Origin of the sequence: Microbacterium sp. Nx66 (assembly GCF_904066215.1) — a bacterium.
Taxonomy (GTDB): Bacteria; Actinomycetota; Actinomycetes; order Actinomycetales; family Microbacteriaceae; genus Microbacterium; species Microbacterium meiriae.
In genome coordinates this window covers 2,503,768-2,521,785 of sequence record NZ_LR880474.1, presented here as the reverse complement: position 1 = coordinate 2,521,785, position 18,018 = coordinate 2,503,768, and the positions used below count along the sequence as shown (strand labels likewise).

Sequence of the window (18,018 nt, the reverse complement as noted above, 5' to 3'; positions counted from 1 at the left end):
CTTGAGCGGTGACTCTCCGCCTCTACGACACCCGCGCACAGCTGCTGCGCGACTTCGTGCCTCTCGATCCCGAGAACATCACGATGTACGTCTGCGGACCCACGGTGCAGTCCGGACCGCACATCGGTCACGTCAGAGCTGCTCTGAGCTTCGATCTCCTTCGCCGCTGGCTGACATACCGCCACGGGCGCGTGACCTTCGTGCGCAACGTCACCGACATCGACGACAAGGTCCTCGCGAACGCCTCGGAGTCCGAGCCGTGGTGGGCGCTCGCCTACCGGATGGAGCGGGAGTTCGCCGCCGCCTACGCCGGCATCGGCATCCTCCCGCCCACCTACGAACCGCGTGCGACGGCCTCCGTGCCGCAGATGCAGGAGCTCATCGCGCTGCTCATCGACCGAGGCCACGCGTACCCCGCCCCCGATGGTTCGGGAGACGTGTACTTCGACGTGCGTTCCTGGCCGTCCTACGGCGACCTCACCCATCAGTCCGTGGACGCGATGGAAGCGGCGCAGGACGCCGACCCGCGCGGCAAGCGCAACCCGCAGGACTTCGCCCTCTGGAAGGGTGCCAAGGCCGACGAGCCCGCCGACGCGACGTGGGCGTCGCCATGGGGTGCCGGGCGCCCCGGCTGGCACATCGAGTGCTCGGCCATGGCGAAGCGGTACCTCGGTGCGGAGTTCGACATCCACGGCGGGGGACTGGACCTGCGGTTCCCGCATCACGAGAACGAGCTCGCGCAGTCGAGTGCAGCGGGCGACGGCTTCGCCCGGTACTGGGTGCACAACGGCCTCGTGACCGTCGACGGACAGAAGATGTCGAAGTCGCTCGGCAACTTCACGCTCGCGCGGGACGTGCTCGCTGAGCGGGACCCGCTCGTCGTGCGCTACGCCCTCGCGGCGGCGCACTACCGATCGAGCCTCGACCTCTCGGAATCCTCCTGGTCGGAAGCGGAGGCGGCGCTCGGCCGCATCCGCTCCTTCCTGGAGCGGGCGCTCCGCGCGGCCGGCTACGGGATCGGCGCCGATGACGCGCAGAGCCTGCCGTCGGCGTTCGTCGATGCGATGGACGACGACCTGGGCGTTCCGCAGGCGCTGGCCGTCGTGCACGAGAGCGTGCGGGCCGGGAACTCGGCTCTGGACGCGGGCGACACCGCAGCGGCCCTGGACGCGGCGCGGGCGGTGCTCGGCATGACCGGTGTGCTCGGCCTCGTCGAGGAGGCGGGCTCCCGTAAGGCCGGGGATGCGCAGGCAGCGGCGCTCGACGCGCTGGTGCAGGAGATGATCGCGCAGCGCGCCACCGCGCGCGCGGAGAAGGACTGGGCGGCGGCGGATCGCATCCGAGACGCGATCGCCGCCGCAGGAATCACGCTGGAGGACACTCCGGCCGGAACTCATTGGAGTATCGATGGCTAAGCCAGGGCGCCCCGGCGCGAGCAAGGGAAACAAGAAGGGCCCCACCAAGGGCACGGGAGGTCTCGGGCGCAAGGCGCTCGAGGGGCGTGGCCCGACGCCGAAGGCGGAGGACCGCGCGTGGCACCCCGCCGGTAAGCGCAAGGCCGCGGCCGAGCGCTTCGCCGCGGCCGGGGGCAAGGGCAAGCCCGGCGGGCGTCCGGCCTCCGGGGGCAACCCGAACCGCACCGCCAGGTCGAAGGACAACACCACCGACACCGAGACGGTCACCGGCCGCAACTCGGTGCTCGAGGCGCTGCGCGCGAAGATCCCGGCGACCGCGATGTACATCGCGCAGCGCGTCGAGATGGACGACCGGGTCAAGGAGATGCTGTCGATCGCGACCCACCGCGACATCCCGGTGCTCGAGGTCACCCGCCAGGAGCTCGACCGCATGGCCGGCTTCGACGGCGTGCACCAGGGCGTGGCGCTCAAGGTGCCGCCGTACGAGTACGCCCACCCGCAGGACCTGCTGGAGGAGGTCATCGACCGCGGGGAGACGCCGCTGTTCGTCGCCCTCGACGGCATCACGGACCCCCGCAACCTCGGCGCGATCATCCGCTCGACGGCGGCGTTCGGCGGCCACGGCATCATCCTGCCGCAGCGTCGTTCCGCCGGTGTGAACTCCGCGGCGTGGAAGACGAGTGCGGGCGCGGCGGCGCGCATCCCGGTCGCCCTGGCATCGAATCTCACGACGCAGCTCAAGGAGTTCAAGAAGCAGGGCGTCTTCGTGCTCGGGCTCGACGGCGACGGCGACGTGTCGCTGCCGGCGCTGGAGCTGGCGGACCGCCCCGTCGTCATCGTCGTGGGCTCGGAGGGCAAGGGCCTGTCCCGCCTCGTGACCGAGACCTGCGACCAGATCGTCTCCATCCCCATCTCCGCGGCGACCGAGTCGCTGAACGCGGGCATCGCGGCCTCGGTCGCGCTGTACCAGGTCGCGACCGTCCGCGCCGCGGACTGACCGAGAGGAACACGCATGGCCCGCATCATCGTCCTGGGAGGAACCGGCTACGCCGGACGCCACATCGTCGCGGAGGCGGTGAGCCGTGATCACGCGGTCGTCGCAATCTCGCGCTCGACCCCCGCGGATCCGGTCGCGGGTGCGGCCTACGTGCAGGGGTCGGCGCTCGACCCCGCGACGCTGACCGAGGCGTTCGCGGGAGCGGACGCCGTGGTCTCCGCGCTCTCGCCGCGCGGTGACATGGAGGACCGCGTCCTCGAGGCGCTGACGAACGTGGTCGCGCTGATCGACGGCACCGAGACGCGGCTCGGCGTCGTGGGCGGCGCGGGCGGCAGCCTCGTCGCGCCGGGCGGTCCCCGTCTGTTCGATCAGGGCTTCCCGGAGGAGTACAAGCACGAGGCGCAGGTCGGCATCGACTCGCTGGCGCTCCTGGAGCGCACGGCCGAGAGCCTGGACTGGTTCTTCGTGCACCCGGCCGAGGTCTTCGGACCGTGGGCCGAGGGGGAGCGCACCGGTCGCTATCGGGACGGCGGTGACGTGCTCGTCCGCGATGAGGACGGCAAGTCCTACATCTCCGGGGCGGACTTCGCCGTCGCGATCGTCGACGAGATCGAGCAGGGCAACCACCACCGCGAGCGGTTCACCGTCGGCTACTGACGCCGTCCGGAACCGAAGGGGCGGCCTCAGACGAGGTCGCGCCAGTCCACCTCGTCGTCGTCGCCGAGAGCCAGCGTGCCGGTCACGACGGGGAGGCCCATCGTCTCCGTCGGCGGCCCCATGATGGTGGCTTCGTCGCGCCGGTGGCGGAGCACATCGTTGATGTAGCTCGTCAGCACCTCCGCGAGGGACACCGAGCGTCCCTGCGCCTGCGACAGATACCAGCGGTGCTCCAGCACCTGGTGGAACACCTCGGCCGGCTCCAGCTTGGCGCGCAGGTCGTACGGGATCGCGCGGACGACGGGCTCGAAGACGCGCGTGAGCCACTCGTGCGCGTACATCTCCTCGTCCGCCCACTGCTTGGTCGAGCGGGCGCGGAACTCGTCGAGGTCGTTGAGGAGCCGTCGGGCCTGGTTCTCCTCGACGTCGAGACCCGTGAGGCGGATGAGTCGGCGCTGGTGGTGTCCCGCGTCGACGACCTTGGGCTGGATCTCCACCACGGTGCCGTCGGCGGTCGTCGACATCGACATCTCGTCGATGTCGAAGCCGAGGGCGTTGAGCCGCTCGACCCGCTCGGTGATGCGCCAGGTCTCGGCGGCGGAGAAGGACTCCTGCGCGGTGAGCTCGGCCCACAGCGAGCGGTAGGAGGACACGATGCCGTCCGCGATCGCGACCGCGTCGACGCCGTGCTCCAGGCGGCCGCCCGCGGCGAGGTCCATGATCTCACCGGCGATGTTCGTGCGGGCGAGATCCAGATCGTAGGCGCGCTGTCCGTCCGTCAGGCCCTCCTCGTGCAGCTCCCCGGTCTCCGCGTCCACGAGGTACGCCGCGAACGCTCCGGCGTCCCGGCGGAACAGGGTGTTGGAGAGCGAGACGTCGCCCCAGTAGAAGCCGACGTTGTGCAGACGCACGAGCAGCAGGGCCAGCGCGTCGACGAGACGGGTGGCCGTGTCCGGGCGGAGCACCCGGGTGAAGAGCGCCCGGTACGGCATCGAGAAGCGCAGGTGCGAGGTGACCAGCGCCGCGGGCAACGGATCACCCGACGAGTCCGTGCGGCCGGCGATCACCGCGACCCGCTCCACGCACGGCACGTCGAGGCGCGCGAGGTTGCCGAGCATCTCGTACTCCCGCCGTGCCATCTCGGTCGTCGTCTCCTTGACGGCCACCACGCGACCCGAGAGGTCCGCGAAGCGGACGAGGTGGCGCGAGAGGCCTTTGGGGAGGGAGACGATGTGCTCGGACGGCCACTTCTCCAGGAGCGTCGACCACGGCAGGGCGAGCAGCCCGGGGTCGACCGTCTTGGCGGTGATCCGGAGGGATTCCTGCATGGGGACTCCTGAGGGGTGCCGGGGAAAAGACGCGGCGCGGGCGACCGAAGTCAGCCCGCGCCGCGGTGGAGGTGTCCGATCAGGCCGAGACGACTGGCTTGTCGTTCAGGCGGTCGCCGGACTCGAGGTCGAACGCGTGCACGTGACCCGGGTTCGCGGCGAGGGTGACGGTCTCCCCGGCGTTCGGGTGGTTGCGGCCGTCGACGCGGGCGACGAGGTCGGTGCGCTTGCCGTTGATCTCGGTGTGGCCGTAGAGGTAGCCGTCGGCGCCGAGCTCCTCGACGAGGTCGACGACGACCGAGAGGCCCTGACCGTCGGCCGGGCCGACGGTGATGTCCTCGGGGCGGACGCCCACGGTGACCTGGGAGCCGTTGGCACGGCCGACGGTGTCGCGGTCGAGCGGGACGACCTCGGTACCGAAGCGCACGCCGCCGTCGGCCAGGTCGGCCGAGAACAGGTTCATCGCGGGCGAGCCGATGAAGCCGGCGACGAAGACGTTCTCCGGCTTCTCGTACAGGTCGCGCGGCGAACCGACCTGCTGGAGCAGACCGTCCTTCAGCACGGCGATGCGGTCACCCATGGTGAGCGCCTCGGTCTGGTCGTGCGTGACGTAGACCGTGGTGACGCCGAGGCGGCGCTGCAGCGACGCGATCTGCGTACGGGTCTGGACGCGGAGCTTGGCGTCGAGGTTCGACAGCGGCTCGTCCATGAGGAAGACCTGGGGCTGACGGACGATCGCGCGACCCATGGCGACACGCTGACGCTGACCACCGGAGAGCGCCTTCGGCTTGCGGGTGAGGTACTGCTCCAGGTCGAGGAGCTTCGCGGCCTCGAGGACGCGTGCGGCACGCTCCTCCTTGCCGACGCCGGCGATCTTGAGCGCGAAGCCCATGTTCTCGGCGACGGTCATGTGCGGGTACAGCGCGTAGTTCTGGAACACCATCGCGATGTCGCGGTCCTTCGGCGGCACATCGGTGACGTCGCGGTCGCCGATGAGGATGCGGCCGGAGTTGACCTCTTCGAGGCCGGCGAGCATGCGGAGGGAGGTGGACTTACCGCAACCGGAGGGACCGACCAGGACGAGGAACTCGCCGTCTCCCACCTCGAGGTTGAGCTTGTCGACAGCCGGACGGGTGCCGCCGGGGTACAGGCGGGTGGCCTCGTCGAAAGTCACAGATGCCATCGTGTTTCTCCTTCACCGGCAGGTACGTGCCGGACGATCCGTAGTGAATGAAGCGGCGGAGCGACCCGCCGTGACCCTCCATCGGGTCGGGATCAGTATGGCACGAACGGCCGCACCTGGGTATTTCTCAGCCTCACTGGTTAGCATCGAACCCGGCCGTGCGCAGCGGCGATCACCGCCCGACGGTGGTCGGGGCCAACCCGGACCCCCTGAGACTCAAGAGGAACGATGTCGAGCGACGAAACGCCGAACGTCCCCGCCCCTCGCAATTCGCGCGAGGCCGTGCGGGAGAAGGCACAGAAGGTGCACGCCCAGCAGTCGCGGGCGCGTCTGATGCGACGGATCATCATCGGCGCGGTCGCGATCATCGCGGTCGGCGCGATCGGGACCGCGGTGACGCTCGCCGTGACCTCGCAGACGTCCAAGCCGCAGCTCAGCCCGAGCGGCATGGAGGCCGACGGCGTCGTGGTGACGGACATCGCCTCCGCCGCCATCGCCGGCACCGCCTCCGCCACGCCGGAGCCCGAGCCCACGGAGGCCGGTGCGACCGAGACCCCGGCACCGGAGCCCACCGCGGCCGGTGCGGTGGACGTGCACGTGTACGTCGACTACCTCTCGCCCGACGCCGGCAAGTTCGAGCGCGCCAACGCCCGTCTGCTCGCGCAGTGGATCGAGGACGGCGCCGCGACCGTGAGCTACCACCCGGTCGCCCTGCTCACCGCCAGCTCCAACGGCACCAAGTACTCGCTGCGCTCCGCTGCCGCCGCCGCCTGCGTCGCCACGCACTCGCCGGACCAGTTCTACGCGTTCAACCACGACCTCCTCGACGACCAGCCCGACGTGGGCAGCGACGGGATGTCCGACGAGGAGCTCGCCAACCTCGCGGGCGCCGTGGGCGTGGACGACGCGAAGACCGTGCGCTCGTGCATCGAGGACGGCGACTACGTCAACTGGGCGAAGGAGGCGACGACGCGTGCGCTCAAGGGGCCGCTTCCCGGCTCCGACGACCTCGTGCTCACCGCCGCCCCGATGATCGTCGTCAACGGCGAGGCCTATGTCGGCGCGCTGGACGACCCGCAGGAGCTGTCGACGTTCGTCATGTCCGTCGCCAGCGAGGCGTACTACGAGTCGACGTCCCCGACGCCGACCCCGACCGCCACCTCGGCGCCGGCGGAGTAGACCGTCACGCGTCCCCGCCATCGCTAAGCTGTGATGGCATCCGCCGACTTGGCGCAATTGGTAGCGCACCGTACTTGTAATACGGGGGTTACGGGTTCGAGTCCCGTAGTCGGCTCCACACACGAAGGCCCGCATCCCCTTGGAAACACCGGGGATGCGGGCCCTCTGCTCATCCGAGTGAGGAGGGCTGCCCACTTCACCGGCGCCCACGGCCCCAGCGCTAGGCTCTGCGCATGAGCGCACCCGCGGACGAGTCCGACCCGTCGCTGATTCCGCAGCGGCTCGCACTGCAGCGACGGAGGACGTGGGCGATCGTGCTCGCCGTCTTCTGGACGGTGAGCGCCGTCTGGTGGCTGAGCTCTGGTCTCTTGACGGACGCGCGCGCCCTCGATGCTATGCGGGTGGCCGTCGGAGCGGTGAGCGTGGGGTTGGCGATCGCGTACGCGCTCACAGTGCGGCGCGCGCTGCGGGACATCCGAGACTTCGACGCGCGACACGGAGCGGACGCGGGCCGCCGATAGCCGGCAGGTTCGCCGTGATGTCAGGGCGCCCGCATATCGCGTAGCACGTCGGAGGGTGTTATGTTACTGGGGTGCAGGTGGTCGGCACCCCGCCCCGGCCACCTGCGCATCTTTTCCGATCCCCCGTGGGAATGTTCGCGCCGCTCGCTGCGGTTGTCTCGGACATGACCCGCATCGGCTCCAGTGACCTCGACGTCTTCCCCCTCGCCCTCGGCGGCAACGTGTTCGGCTGGACCGCCGACCGTGACGCGTCGTTCGCCGTCCTCGACACCTTCCTCGACGGGGGCGGCGACTTCATCGACACGGCGGACTCCTACAGTGCCTGGGTGCCGGGCAACGAGGGCGGCGAGAGCGAGACGATCATCGGGGCGTGGCTCGCGTCGCGGCGGCCCCAGGGCGTCGTCGTCGCGACCAAGGTCAGCCAGCATCCCGACTTCCGCGGCCTCTCGGCCGGGAACGTCCGCCGCGCGGCGGAGGCATCCCTCGCTCGCCTCGGCGTGGACGAGATCGACCTCTACTACGCGCACTTCGACGATGAGTCGGTGCCGCTGGAGGAGACCGTCGAGGCATTCGGCGCCCTCGTCACGGACGGACTCGTGCGGCACGTGGCGGTGTCGAACTACACGGCCGACCGCATCCGGCAGTGGATCGACATCGCCGACCGGCTCGGCGTCGCGCGCCCCGTCGCCATCCAGCCGCATTACAACCTCGTGCACCGCAACGACGTCGAGGACACCATCATCCCCGTCGCCGAGGAGTTCGAGCTGGGCCTCGTGCCGTATTACGCGCTGGCGAGCGGCTTCCTGACCGGCAAGTACCGCTCGACGGATGCCGGGGGAGAAGGGTCGCCGCGCGCCGCCGGAGCCGCGAAGTACGCCACCGCGGCTGGACTTCGGATCATCGACGCGCTGGATGAGATCGGCGCCGCGCACGACGCATCCGTCGCCGCGACGGCTCTGGCCTGGCTGCGGGCGCAGCCGACCGTGGTGGCGCCCATCGCCAGCGCTCGGACGGTGGATCAGGTTCCGGATCTGCTCGCCGGAGCGCGGCTGGAGCTGTCGTCCGAGGAGGTCCAGCGCCTGAACCGCGTGTCGGCCTGGACGCCGCCTCAGAGCTGACCCGGCCTCACCGCCCGACGAGCCCGAGCCGGTGCGCGAGGATCACGGCGTGGATCCGGTCCCGTGCCCCGAGCTTGGCCAGGATGCGGCCGACGTGCGTCTTGACCGTGGACTCGCCGACGTAGAGGGTCGCCGCGATCTCGGCGTTGGAGAGACCCCTTCCCATCGCGAGGAAGACCTCCTGCTCGCGGTCGGTCAGGGAACGGTATCCGGCGTCGTCGACCGTCTCGGCCGCCGGCGCGGCGCTGCCCAGCTGCGGACCGACATGCTCCAACAGCATGCGGGTCACCCGCGGCGCGAGGGCGGCGTCGCCGCGGTGCACGGCACGGGCCGCGGAGAGCATCTCGTGGCGCTGGGCGTCCTTCAGGAGGAAGCCGCTGGCGCCCGCGCGGATCGCACCGAAGGCGTACTCATCGAGATCGAACGTCGTGAGGACGAGCACCCTCGTCTCGGGATGCGCGCCGACGATGGCTCTCGTCGCGGCGATCCCGTCGAGCTCCGGCATGCGGATGTCCATGAGCACGAGGTCAGGGGCGAGGGCAGCGCTCTGGGCGATCGCGGCGTTCCCGTCGGCGGCTTCTCCGATGACGACGATGTCGGGCTCCGCCTCCAGGACCATGCGGAAACCCAGACGGATCAGCTCCTGGTCGTCGACCAGGAGCACACGGATCGGCGCTGTCATGTGTTCTCCTCTCCGCCCGGCGACACGGCCGGGGCCTCGGCCGACGTCGGCAGGACAGCCCGCAGGGTCCATCGCCCCTCGCCGTCCGGCCGGGACTCCAGGGTGCCGCGGACGTGCGCGGCACGCTCCGTGAGCCCTCGTAGTCCGAAGCCGCCCTCAGCGGGAGCCCCGGCCACGCCGTCGTTGACGATCTCCACCCTCACGGTAGCGGGCGTGTACTCGAGGCGCACGGACGCCGTGGTCGCCGTCGGCGCGTGCCGCATCGCGTTCGTCAGCCCCTCCTGCACGATCCGGCCGAGGGCATGGGCCACGTCGGACGACACCTCCGCCTGACCGGCTGTGGCGAGGGTGACCGGATACCCGGTCCGCTGCGCCGCCGCGACGGTCTCCTGCGGTGACGCGGGAGACACCGGCGCGAGGAGCAGCGGCGCGTCGTCGTCTCGCAGCACGCCGAGCATCGCCCGCATCTGGGTGAGCGCGCTGCGGGCGGTGTCCGCCGCGGAGGTGGCGGCTGCGCGGGCCTGCTCTCGGTCCGGGGTGGCGGCCGCTCCCTCGGACAGCGCCACGACCACGGTCAGGGAGTGCGACACGATGTCGTGCATCTCCCGCGCGATCCGCGCGCGCTCGGCGGCTGCGGCGAGCTGCGCCTGCTGATCCCGCTCCACGAGAAGCTGCCGCGAGCGATCGATGACGGCGTCCAGATAGCGTTTGCGGTTGCCCACGTTCGCGCCGATCAGGGTGCCGATGAGCCCGAGTACGACCGTGCCGAGGAGCGCGTTGACCGCCTCTTGAAGGGTGAAGACGCCGGCCCAGAGGAGGAGCCCGGCCCCGGAGGCGGTCGTCGCGACCCCGATGCCGAAGGCCGTCCACGCCGCGCGGGCGGAGCGGTAGACGGCGAGGGAGTAACCGGCGATCAGCAGGAGCGGGCTGCTCCCGGGCAGGGCGGTGAACAGGAGGAAGGCTTCGAGCAGGATCGCCGCGACCGCGGGAAGCCAGGGCTTCCGTCGACGCCAGAGCAGGGTGGCGCACGCCGCGATCACGCACAGCGGCAGCAGGGCGGCGAGCACGAGCCCGACGGGCCCGCGGTCGGCGTCATCGATGCGCGCGGCGGGGGTGATCGTGAGGATGATGCAGAGCAGGGTGAGCAGGACGTCGGCGAGGACGGGATAGCGCGCCCAGAAACGACGGAACACCCCGGGAGGACGAGGGAGCCGTAGCCCCTCGTCCTCCCGGACGGTGTCCGTTCCGCGTCGCGTCGCCGGCACCCGGTCTCCTACGCGTCGCGCGTGCGGAGGACGGCCCAGGCGGCCAGCAGGCCGCCGACCACCCAGCAGCCCAGCGTGAGGTAGGCGACCGGAGCGTCGAGCGTCGCCGTGTCACCGGGCAGGATCGCGTTCTGCGCGGCGGCGACCGGCAGGTAGGCCGAGGCGTCGAGCACCCAGGCCCAGGCCTCGCCGGCCATCGAGAAGAAGCTCGCGACGATCGGGAGCACGAACAGCAGACCGACCGTCGCCGCGATCGCCCCGGCGCCCGAGCGCAGGATGAAGCCGAAGGCCACACCGATCAGCGCGAAGACGGCCATGGCGAGCGAGGCGACCACGATCGGCAGGACGGAGCTCGAGGGGTCCGACCAGTCGATGCCCCGCTCGCGTCCCGCGACCACGGCGGAGACGGCCGCCGCCGCGGCACCGAAGATGACCAGCGACGACACGAACAGGAAGCCCGCGAGCACGAGCGACTTCGCCAGCAGCACGGACCCGCGGATCGGGTCGGCTGTCAGCGTCGAGCGGATCATGCCCGTGGAGTACTCCCCGGTCACCGAGATCGCGCCGATGATGCCGGCGAGCAGCATCGTGAACTGGATAGGCATGACGACGGCCTGGATCGGGTCGAACCCGGGGGCGTCGATCGCCTGGGCGATGAGGACGGCGATGCCGATCGTGAGCACGGCGGCGATTGCGATGGACCACCACGTCGACCGGAGGGTGGTGAGCTTGATGGCCTCGCCGCGCACGGCGCGCGCGAACGTGAGGCGCCGGCCGGAGTCGGCGGCGTGGGGTGCGACGGCCGGGGTCGTCACGGCGGGGGCGGCGGTCATGAGAGCTCCTTCGTGCGGTACTCGACGGCGTCGCCGGTGAGGGCGAGGTAGGCCTCTTCGAGGGATCCGGTGGTCGGGGTGAGTTCGTGCAGCGGGATCCCCCGCTCCGCGGCGAGGTCGCCGATGCGCGCCGCCGGGAGCCCCGCGATGTCGAGCAGATCGGGAGCCGCGCTGACGATCTCCACGTCGGGACCGCCCACGGCGGCCACGAGGTCGGTCGGGCGCGGCGTCCGCACGCGCACGCGGTTGGTCGTCCACGAACGGACCAGCTCGGCGAGCGGGGCATCGGCGAGGACCTTGCCCCGTCCCATCACGATGACATGGTCGGCGGTCTGCGCCATCTCGCTCATGAGGTGACTGGACAGCAGCACCGTCCGGCCCTCGGAGGCGGCGTGTCGCACGAACTGCCGCACCCAGCGGACGCCCTCGGGGTCGAGGCCGTTGACGGGCTCGTCGAGGATGAGGGTGTGCGGATCGCCCAGCAGTGCGGAGGCGATCCCCAGGCGCTGCCCCATGCCGAGGGAGAACTTCCCGGCGCGCTTCCGGGCGACCGAGCCGATGCCGGCGAGCTCGATGACCTCGTCGACGCGGGAGGTGGGGATGCCGTGCGTGGCGGCCATCGCGCGGAGGTGATCGCGCGCCGTCCGTCCGGTGTGCACCGCCTTCGCGTCCAGCAGCACGCCCACCTCGGTGAGCGGTGCGCGGAGCTTGCGGTACTCCCGCCCGGCGACGGTCGCCGTCCCGGCCGTCGGACGGTCGAGCCCGACGATCATGCGCATGGTCGTCGACTTCCCTGCGCCGTTCGGTCCGAGGAAGCCGGTGACGCTGCCGGGCTGCACGGTGAAGGACACGCCGTCCACAGCGGTCTTGTCCCCGAATCTCTTGGTGAGGCCTTCTGCGGTGATCATGGGTTCCACGCTACGGATCGGCGGGCCGCGGCGCGTCCTCCCGGAGGACGATTCCCGGAAGCGGTGGGATCGTCCTCCGGGAGGACCGTGTGGGGGAGGACGGGTGGGCTGCGTCGCTCCGATAGTGTCGACAGGTGACCCCCGCCCGCCGACTCCCCGCTCCTCTGGCCCTCGGGGGAGCCGTCGCGATCGGGGTCATGACCGCGGTCCAGGCGCGCATCAACGGCGTGCTGGGCGTGCGCGTCGACAACGGCATCGTCGCCGGTTTCCTGTCCTTCGCCGTCGGGCTCGTGGCGCTCGCCGTGGTCATCTCGTTCCTGCCCTTCGCCCGGCGCGGCGCGATGCGCCTCGGACGGGGGATCCGGGAGCGCAGCATCCCGTTCTGGATGCTCCTCGGCGGTGCCTGCGGTGCGCTCACCGTGTCCACTCAGGGGTTGACGGCGGGGATCCTCGGCGTCTCGCTCTTCACCGTCGGCGTCGTCGCGGGACAGACCCTGCACGGCCTCGTCCTCGACCGCATCGGCTTCGGCCCGGCCGGCGTCGTGGCCGTGACCCCCGGTCGCGTGATGGGCGGCGTGCTGGCCCTCGCCGCGGTCGGCATCTCCCTCTCCGGCGATGTGCTCGCGACCGCCCCGCTGTGGATGCTGCTGCTTCCGTTCGCCGCCGGCGTGGGCATCGCCTGGCAGGCGGCGACCAACGGGCGGCTGGCCCAGCGCGTGCAGTCGCCGATCGCCGCCACCCTGATGAGCTTCATCGCTGGCACCCTGGTGCTGGCGGTCGCCGCCGGCACCAGCGTCGCGGTGCGGGGGTGGCCGGCCGCGCTGCCGACCGAGCCCTGGCTCTACCTCGGCGGTTTCCTGGGGGCCGGCTACATCCTGCTCGGCGCGTTCATCGTCGCGCACACGGGCGTGCTGCTGATGGGCCTGGGCTCGGTGCTCGGGCAGCTCGTCACGTCCGTCGTGATCGACCTGCTCTGGCCGGCGCAGGCGGGACCGGCACTGTGGCAGGTGATCGCGATGGTGATCGTGGCGGTCGGCTCGGTCCTCGTCGCGGTGCCCTGGCGTCGCCGCCGGCTCTAGGAACCGCTCTTCCTGGCGGCCTTCTTCGCCTTCTTCTTCGCCTTCTTGCGGGCCTTCTTGCGGGCCTTCTTGCGGGCCTTCTTCTCCGCCGTGGCGGCCTTCTTGTCCGCGGCCTCCCGCGCGGCTTCCTCCGCAGCCGCCCGGGCTTCGGCGGAGAGCTTCGGCGGGCGGGTCAGGAGGGCGCGGGCGTCGACGGTCTTGCGTCGGCCCGGGCTCTTGCCCTCGGGCTTCGCGCCGACGTAGAGCCACCCGAGGAGTTCCTCGTCCGTACCCAGTCCATGCATCCGCGCGACCGGCTCCGAGCGCGTGTAGTGCCCGGTGCGCCAGATGACGCCCCACCCCGCCTCATCGAGCAGCAGGCTCAGCACATGGGCGACGCCGGACGCCACCGCCTCCTGCTCCCAGCGCGGTACCTTCTCGCTCGGGCGGTAGCTCGCGACCACCGCGATGAGGAGCGGAGCACGCAGCGGCTTCGTGGAGGGCTCCGCGTCCCCCTGCGCCTCGGCGATCGCGGCGCCGAGCGCCTCACGGTCCGCGCCGCGGAGTTCGATCAGACGCCAGGGGCGCAGCGACGAGTGGTCGGCGACGCGGCCGGCGGCGCCGACGAGCGTCACCAGCTCCTCACGTCCGGGAGCGGTGTCGCCGACCTTCGACCAGGACTGCCGTGCGCGGACGGCGTCGAGGGCGCTCACGACTCGTCGGGCGTGAAGTTCAGCGCGATCGAGTTCATGCAGTAGCGGTCACCGGTGGGCGTGCCGAAGCCGTCCGGGAAGACGTGGCCGAGGTGCGAGCCGCACGACGCGCACCGGACCTCGGTACGGACCATGCCGAGGCTGTCGTCCTCGAGCAGCTCCACCGCGTCCGGGCGGACCGACTCGTAGAAGCTCGGCCAGCCGCAGCCCGAGTCGAACTTGGTGCCGCTCTTGAAGAGCTCCGCACCGCAGGCGCCGCAGGTGTAGAGACCGGCGCGCTCCTCGTCGAGCAGCTCACCGGTCCAGGCGCGCTCGGTCGCCGCCTGGCGCAGTACGGCGTACTGCTCCTCGCCGAGCTCTTCGCGCCACTCGTCTTCGGTCTTGTTCACGCTGTAGGGCATCGTGTCCTCCTGAGTCCCTTCCATTCTCCCTTGTGCGGAGCCTTCGTGGCGCTCCGCGTCAGAATGGACGAATGACCGACGCCGTGCACGAGCGCTATGCCCGATTCGCCGCGATGGAGGCGCCGGGGCGCAGCGCGCTGTATGCGGAGTGGGCGGCGGGGGTCGCCGAAGACCAGGAGATCACACACCTCCTCCAGCGGATCCCCGCGACCCGACGTCAGCCTCCCCTCGTCTTCGCCGTGTCCCGCCTGCTCGGTGCCGGTCATGGGCCGTACTCGGAGTGGCGTCGCTTCGTCCTCGCGCACGCCGACCGGCTCGTCGAGGAATGCACACGGCGCGCGCTCCAGACCAACGAGCCGCTGCGTACCGCCGCGCTGCTCCCGGTGCTCTCCGAGATCGACGGGCCCCTCGCTCTGCTGGAGGTCGGCGCCTCCGCCGGCCTCTGCCTGTACCCCGATCGCTATTCGTATCGCGTCATCGACGGAGACGGACTCGTCCGTCAGGCGCTCGATCCCCTCGACGGCCCCTCGTCGGTGGTGCTGGAGAGCGTCGTCTCCGGAGACCTGCCGTCGCTGCGGATGCCCGAGGTCGTGTGGCGTGCGGGGATCGACCTCGCGCCGCTGGACGCCGCCGACGACGAGGATCGGCGCTGGCTGCGCGCTCTCGTGTGGCCGGGGGAGGAGGGGAGGGAGCAGCGCATCACGGGCGCTCTCGACATCGCGGCCGCCGACCCGCCTCTTCTCGTCGCCGGAGACGCGGCTGTCCACCTGGAGGACCTGGCGCGGGCCGCCCCGGCGGACGCCACGCTGGTGATCACGACGCCGGGCGTTCTCGTGCACATCCCGCGGGCGGAGCGGGAGGCGCTGGTCGCGAGGATCACGGCGCTCCCCGCGCACTGGGTCACGATCGACCCGCCCGCCCTGCTCGACGTCTGGGATCCGCCGGTCGCCGCGGAGACGTGGCCTGGGTTCGTCGTCGCGCTCGACGGTCGGGTGCGCGCCGCAGCCGATCCGCTCGGCGCCCGGTGGGAGTGGCGCGCGGGCGAAACGCCGACCACGACCTAACCTGAGGACATGCCCGCAGACCACCTCACGGAGCGCGATCGCGCGATCCTCGCCCTGGAGGCCTCCTGGCCGCGCCACGGCGGCATGAAGGAGGAGGTCATCCGTACGCGGCTGGGGATGAGCGCGGCGCGCTACTACCAGCTCCTCGGTCGGCTCATCGACTCGGAGGCGGCCCTCGCCTTCGATCCGATCCTCGTCGGCCGCCTGCGTCGGCTGCGGGATGCCAGGAGCGCCCGGCGGTCGGCGCGGGTCCCCGGCTTCACGGGCTGACCCGACCCGCGGCACGCGATCGGGCTCGTCGCGGAACGGTTTGCCAGGGACGTGCCGCTAGCATCGAGGGGTGTCCAAGCCCCCCCGTGACCGTTTCGACGAGGTCCCCCGTTCCACCGGACGCGTGGGAGCACACCGCGCGGAAGCCCCGGGCATGAACGGCTGGGTCGTGCTGCTGTGGTCCTTCGTCGCCGCTCTCGTGCTCATCATCGCCGGCATCTTCGGCGCCCTGGCCGTCATGGGACGGATCGACCTCTTCCCGGAGGCGGCGCCGTCCGCGGCCCCCACGCCTGAGCAGACCGGGGTGATCGACCCGAGCTATTCGGTGCTCATCCTCAACGCGACCCCGGACAGCGGGCTGGACGATCAGATGCGCGACACCCTCATCAACGCCGGGTGGGCGGCGGCGACCGTGCTCGCCACCGACAGCGCCAGCGACGACTTCGAGACCACGACCGTCTATTACGTCAGCGCCGAGGACGAGGAGGCGGCGAAGGGCCTCGCCGGCGTCATCGGCGGTGCCGAGGTGCAGCAGAGCGACTACTACGCCGGCCAGACGGAGGACGGGCAGAAGCAGCTCACCATCGTGATCGGCGTCGACCGGGCCGCGTCGGTGCCGGAGACTCCCGCCCCCTGACGCCCGTCTCCCTCCCGGATCGTGCGGCTTGCACTCGATGGTGTCGAGTGCCAGAATGGCGTTAGCACTCTCTCACTCTGAGTGCTAAACCCACCGTCTACGTCCAGGAGGGACGACAAAACTCATGGCAAAGATCATCGCCTTCGATGAGGAGGCCCGCCGCGGCCTCGAGCGTGGCCTCAACATCCTCGCCGACGCGGTCAAGGTGACCCTCGGCCCGCGTGGTCGCAACGTCGTGCTCGAGAAGAAGTGGGGCGCCCCCACGATCACGAACGACGGTGTCTCCATCGCCAAGGAGATCGAGCTGGACGACCCGTACGAGAAGATCGGCGCGGAGCTCGTCAAGGAGGTCGCCAAGAAGACCGACGACGTCGCCGGTGACGGCACGACGACCGCCACGGTGCTCGCCCAGGCCCTGGTCCGCGAGGGGCTGCGCAACGTCGCGGCCGGCGCCGACCCCATCTCGCTCAAGCGCGGCATCGAGAAGGCCGTCGCCGCGATCACCGAGGAGCTGCTGAGCACGGCGAAGGAGATCGACTCCAAGGAGCAGATCGCCGCGACCGCCTCCATCTCGGCCGCCGACCCGGCGATCGGCGAGCTCATCGCCGAGGCCATCGACAAGGTCGGCAAGGAGGGTGTGGTCACCGTCGAGGAGTCGCAGACCTTCGGCACCGAGCTCGAGCTCACCGAGGGCATGCGCTTCGACAAGGGCTACCTGAACCCGTACTTCGTCACGGACCCGGAGCGCCAGGAAGCCGTCTTCGAGGACCCGTACATCCTCATCGCGAACCAGAAGGTCTCCAACATCAAGGACCTCCTGCCCATCGTCGACAAGGTGATCCAGGACGGCAAGGAGCTCGTCATCATCGCCGAGGACGTCGAGGGTGAGGCCCTCGCGACCCTCGTGCTGAACAAGCTCAAGGGCATCTTCAAGTCGGTCGCCGTCAAGGCCCCCGGCTTCGGCGACCGCCGTAAGGCGCAGCTGCAGGACATCGCGATCCTCACAGGCGGCCAGGTCATCACCGAAGAGGTGGGCCTCAAGCTCGAGAACGCCACGCTCGACCTGCTCGGCCGTGCGCGCAAGGTCATCGTCACCAAGGACGAGACCACGATCGTCGAGGGTGCCGGCGAGGCCGACCAGATCGAGGGTCGCGTCACGCAGATCCGTCGCGAGATCGAGAACACCGACAGCGACTACGACCGCGAGAAGCTGCAGGAGCGCCTGGCGAAGCTCGCCGGTGGTGTGGCCGTCATCAAGGCCGGCGCTGCGACCGAGGTCGAGCTCAAGGAGCGCAAGCACCGCATCGAGGACGCCGTCCGCAACGCGAAGGCGGCCGTCGAGGAGGGCATCGTCCCCGGTGGTGGCGTCGCGCTCATCCAGTCCGGCACGAAGGCGCTCGACGCTCTCTCGCTCGAGGGCGACGAGGCGACCGGTGCGAACATCGTGCGCGTCGCGATCGAGGCTCCGCTGAAGCAGATCGCGCTGAACGCCGGTCTCGAGCCGGGCGTCGTCGCCAACAAGGTGTCCGAGCTCCCCGCGGGCCAGGGCCTGAACGCTGCCAGCGGCGAGTACGGCGACATGTTCGCACAGGGCATCATCGACCCGGCGAAGGTCACGCGTTCCGCGCTGCAGAACGCCGCGTCGATCGCCGGTCTGTTCCTGACGACGGAGGCCGTCGTCGCCGACAAGCCGGAGAAGGCTGCTGCTCCCGCGGGTGACCCCACGGGCGGCATGGACTTCTGATCCTCTGACAGGATCGGAGACCCCGGTCTCACCGACAGAAAGCCC

The 18,018-nt window shown here is 70.9% G+C and carries 19 protein-coding genes and 1 tRNA gene; 12 read left to right on the top strand and 8 right to left on the bottom strand.

Annotated features, from left to right (window positions below; genetic code table 11):
* Positions 1 to 8: 8 nt before the first annotated feature.
* The 3 genes from cysS to MICNX66_RS12035 are packed head-to-tail and all read left to right on the top strand — an operon-like array spanning position 9 to position 3,069.
* Positions 9 to 1,415 (top strand): cysteine--tRNA ligase, encoded by a 1,407-nt coding sequence (cysS, locus tag MICNX66_RS12045; protein WP_187662082.1) that lies wholly within the window; start codon positions 9 to 11, stop codon positions 1,413 to 1,415.
* Positions 1,408 to 2,412, top strand: coding sequence for a 23S rRNA (guanosine(2251)-2'-O)-methyltransferase RlmB (rlmB, locus tag MICNX66_RS12040; protein ID WP_187662081.1), 1,005 nt, complete (start codon positions 1,408 to 1,410; stop codon positions 2,410 to 2,412). The genes cysS and rlmB overlap by 8 nt, the downstream gene beginning before the upstream one ends.
* A gap of 15 nt (positions 2,413 to 2,427) precedes the next feature.
* Positions 2,428 to 3,069 (top strand): NAD(P)-dependent oxidoreductase, encoded by a 642-nt coding sequence (locus tag MICNX66_RS12035; protein ID WP_187662080.1) that lies wholly within the window; start codon positions 2,428 to 2,430, stop codon positions 3,067 to 3,069.
* Positions 3,070 to 3,095: 26 nt separating this feature from the next.
* Here MICNX66_RS12035 and MICNX66_RS12030 read toward each other — a convergent pair whose 3' ends face one another.
* Both MICNX66_RS12030 and MICNX66_RS12025 read right to left on the bottom strand, forming a co-directional pair.
* On the bottom strand, positions 3,096 to 4,397 hold the full coding sequence (locus tag MICNX66_RS12030) for a DUF4032 domain-containing protein (RefSeq protein ID WP_187662079.1): 1,302 nt from the start codon (positions 4,395 to 4,397) through the stop codon (positions 3,096 to 3,098).
* Positions 4,398 to 4,476: 79 nt separating this feature from the next.
* Positions 4,477 to 5,580: an ABC transporter ATP-binding protein gene (locus MICNX66_RS12025; RefSeq protein WP_187662078.1), complete on the bottom strand. Its 1,104-nt coding sequence runs from the start codon at positions 5,578 to 5,580 to the stop codon at positions 4,477 to 4,479.
* A 228-nt stretch (positions 5,581 to 5,808) separates the two neighbouring features.
* On the opposite strand from MICNX66_RS12025, the gene MICNX66_RS12020 reads away from it, so the two are divergent.
* From MICNX66_RS12020 to MICNX66_RS12005, 4 genes are all read left to right on the top strand, one after another.
* A complete protein-coding gene (locus tag MICNX66_RS12020; protein ID WP_187662077.1) occupies positions 5,809 to 6,759 on the top strand; it encodes a thioredoxin domain-containing protein in 951 nt (316 codons plus the stop codon).
* Positions 6,760 to 6,801: 42 nt separating this feature from the next.
* Positions 6,802 to 6,877, top strand: a tRNA-Thr gene (locus tag MICNX66_RS12015).
* Between the two features lie 115 nt (positions 6,878 to 6,992).
* Positions 6,993 to 7,280: a hypothetical protein gene (locus MICNX66_RS12010; protein ID WP_187662076.1), complete on the top strand. Its 288-nt coding sequence runs from the start codon at positions 6,993 to 6,995 to the stop codon at positions 7,278 to 7,280.
* A gap of 164 nt (positions 7,281 to 7,444) precedes the next feature.
* Positions 7,445 to 8,398: an aldo/keto reductase gene (locus MICNX66_RS12005; RefSeq protein WP_187662075.1), complete on the top strand. Its 954-nt coding sequence runs from the start codon at positions 7,445 to 7,447 to the stop codon at positions 8,396 to 8,398.
* A gap of 7 nt (positions 8,399 to 8,405) precedes the next feature.
* Here the strand turns inward: MICNX66_RS12005 and MICNX66_RS12000 are convergent, their stop codons facing one another.
* The 4 genes from MICNX66_RS12000 to MICNX66_RS11985 are packed head-to-tail and all read right to left on the bottom strand — an operon-like array spanning position 8,406 to position 12,086.
* Positions 8,406 to 9,080, bottom strand: coding sequence for a response regulator (locus MICNX66_RS12000; protein WP_187662074.1), 675 nt, complete (start codon positions 9,078 to 9,080; stop codon positions 8,406 to 8,408).
* Positions 9,077 to 10,345 (bottom strand): sensor histidine kinase, encoded by a 1,269-nt coding sequence (locus MICNX66_RS11995; RefSeq protein WP_187662073.1) that lies wholly within the window; start codon positions 10,343 to 10,345, stop codon positions 9,077 to 9,079. The genes MICNX66_RS12000 and MICNX66_RS11995 overlap by 4 nt, the downstream gene beginning before the upstream one ends.
* 8 nt (positions 10,346 to 10,353) lie before the next feature.
* Complete coding sequence (locus MICNX66_RS11990; protein WP_187662072.1) at positions 10,354 to 11,178, bottom strand: ABC transporter permease; 825 nt, start codon at positions 11,176 to 11,178, stop codon at positions 10,354 to 10,356.
* A complete protein-coding gene (locus tag MICNX66_RS11985) occupies positions 11,175 to 12,086 on the bottom strand; it encodes an ABC transporter ATP-binding protein (RefSeq protein ID WP_187662071.1) in 912 nt (303 codons plus the stop codon). The genes MICNX66_RS11990 and MICNX66_RS11985 overlap by 4 nt, the downstream gene beginning before the upstream one ends.
* 164 nt (positions 12,087 to 12,250) lie before the next feature.
* On the opposite strand from MICNX66_RS11985, the gene MICNX66_RS11980 reads away from it, so the two are divergent.
* On the top strand, positions 12,251 to 13,165 hold the full coding sequence (locus MICNX66_RS11980) for a DMT family transporter (protein WP_187664202.1): 915 nt from the start codon (positions 12,251 to 12,253) through the stop codon (positions 13,163 to 13,165).
* Here MICNX66_RS11980 and MICNX66_RS11975 read toward each other — a convergent pair.
* Both MICNX66_RS11975 and msrB read right to left on the bottom strand, forming a co-directional pair.
* Positions 13,162 to 13,857 carry a nitroreductase family protein gene (locus tag MICNX66_RS11975; protein WP_197971842.1) on the bottom strand — a complete coding sequence of 232 codons (696 nt, stop codon included), beginning with the start codon at positions 13,855 to 13,857 and terminating at the stop codon, positions 13,162 to 13,164. The genes MICNX66_RS11980 and MICNX66_RS11975 overlap by 4 nt on opposite strands.
* The gene (msrB, locus tag MICNX66_RS11970) at positions 13,854 to 14,258 is read right to left on the bottom strand and encodes a peptide-methionine (R)-S-oxide reductase MsrB (protein ID WP_101848572.1); all 405 of its coding nucleotides are present in this window, start codon (positions 14,256 to 14,258) and stop codon (positions 13,854 to 13,856) included. Before msrB ends, MICNX66_RS11975 begins: the two co-directional genes overlap by 4 nt.
* 71 nt (positions 14,259 to 14,329) lie before the next feature.
* On the opposite strand from msrB, the gene MICNX66_RS11965 reads away from it, so the two are divergent.
* The 4 genes from MICNX66_RS11965 (at position 14,330) to groL (ending at position 17,973) form a co-directional block, all read left to right on the top strand.
* A complete protein-coding gene (locus tag MICNX66_RS11965) occupies positions 14,330 to 15,322 on the top strand; it encodes a DUF2332 domain-containing protein (RefSeq protein WP_187662070.1) in 993 nt (330 codons plus the stop codon).
* A gap of 9 nt (positions 15,323 to 15,331) precedes the next feature.
* Entirely contained in the window at positions 15,332 to 15,592 is a 261-nt protein-coding gene (locus MICNX66_RS11960; protein WP_187662069.1) for a DUF3263 domain-containing protein, read from the top strand.
* Between the two features lie 70 nt (positions 15,593 to 15,662).
* Positions 15,663 to 16,229 carry a LytR C-terminal domain-containing protein gene (locus MICNX66_RS11955; RefSeq protein ID WP_332107624.1) on the top strand — a complete coding sequence of 189 codons (567 nt, stop codon included), beginning with the start codon at positions 15,663 to 15,665 and terminating at the stop codon, positions 16,227 to 16,229.
* Between the two features lie 124 nt (positions 16,230 to 16,353).
* Positions 16,354 to 17,973: a chaperonin GroEL gene (gene groL / locus MICNX66_RS11950; protein WP_025105526.1), complete on the top strand. Its 1,620-nt coding sequence runs from the start codon at positions 16,354 to 16,356 to the stop codon at positions 17,971 to 17,973.
* Positions 17,974 to 18,018 lie beyond the last annotated feature (45 nt).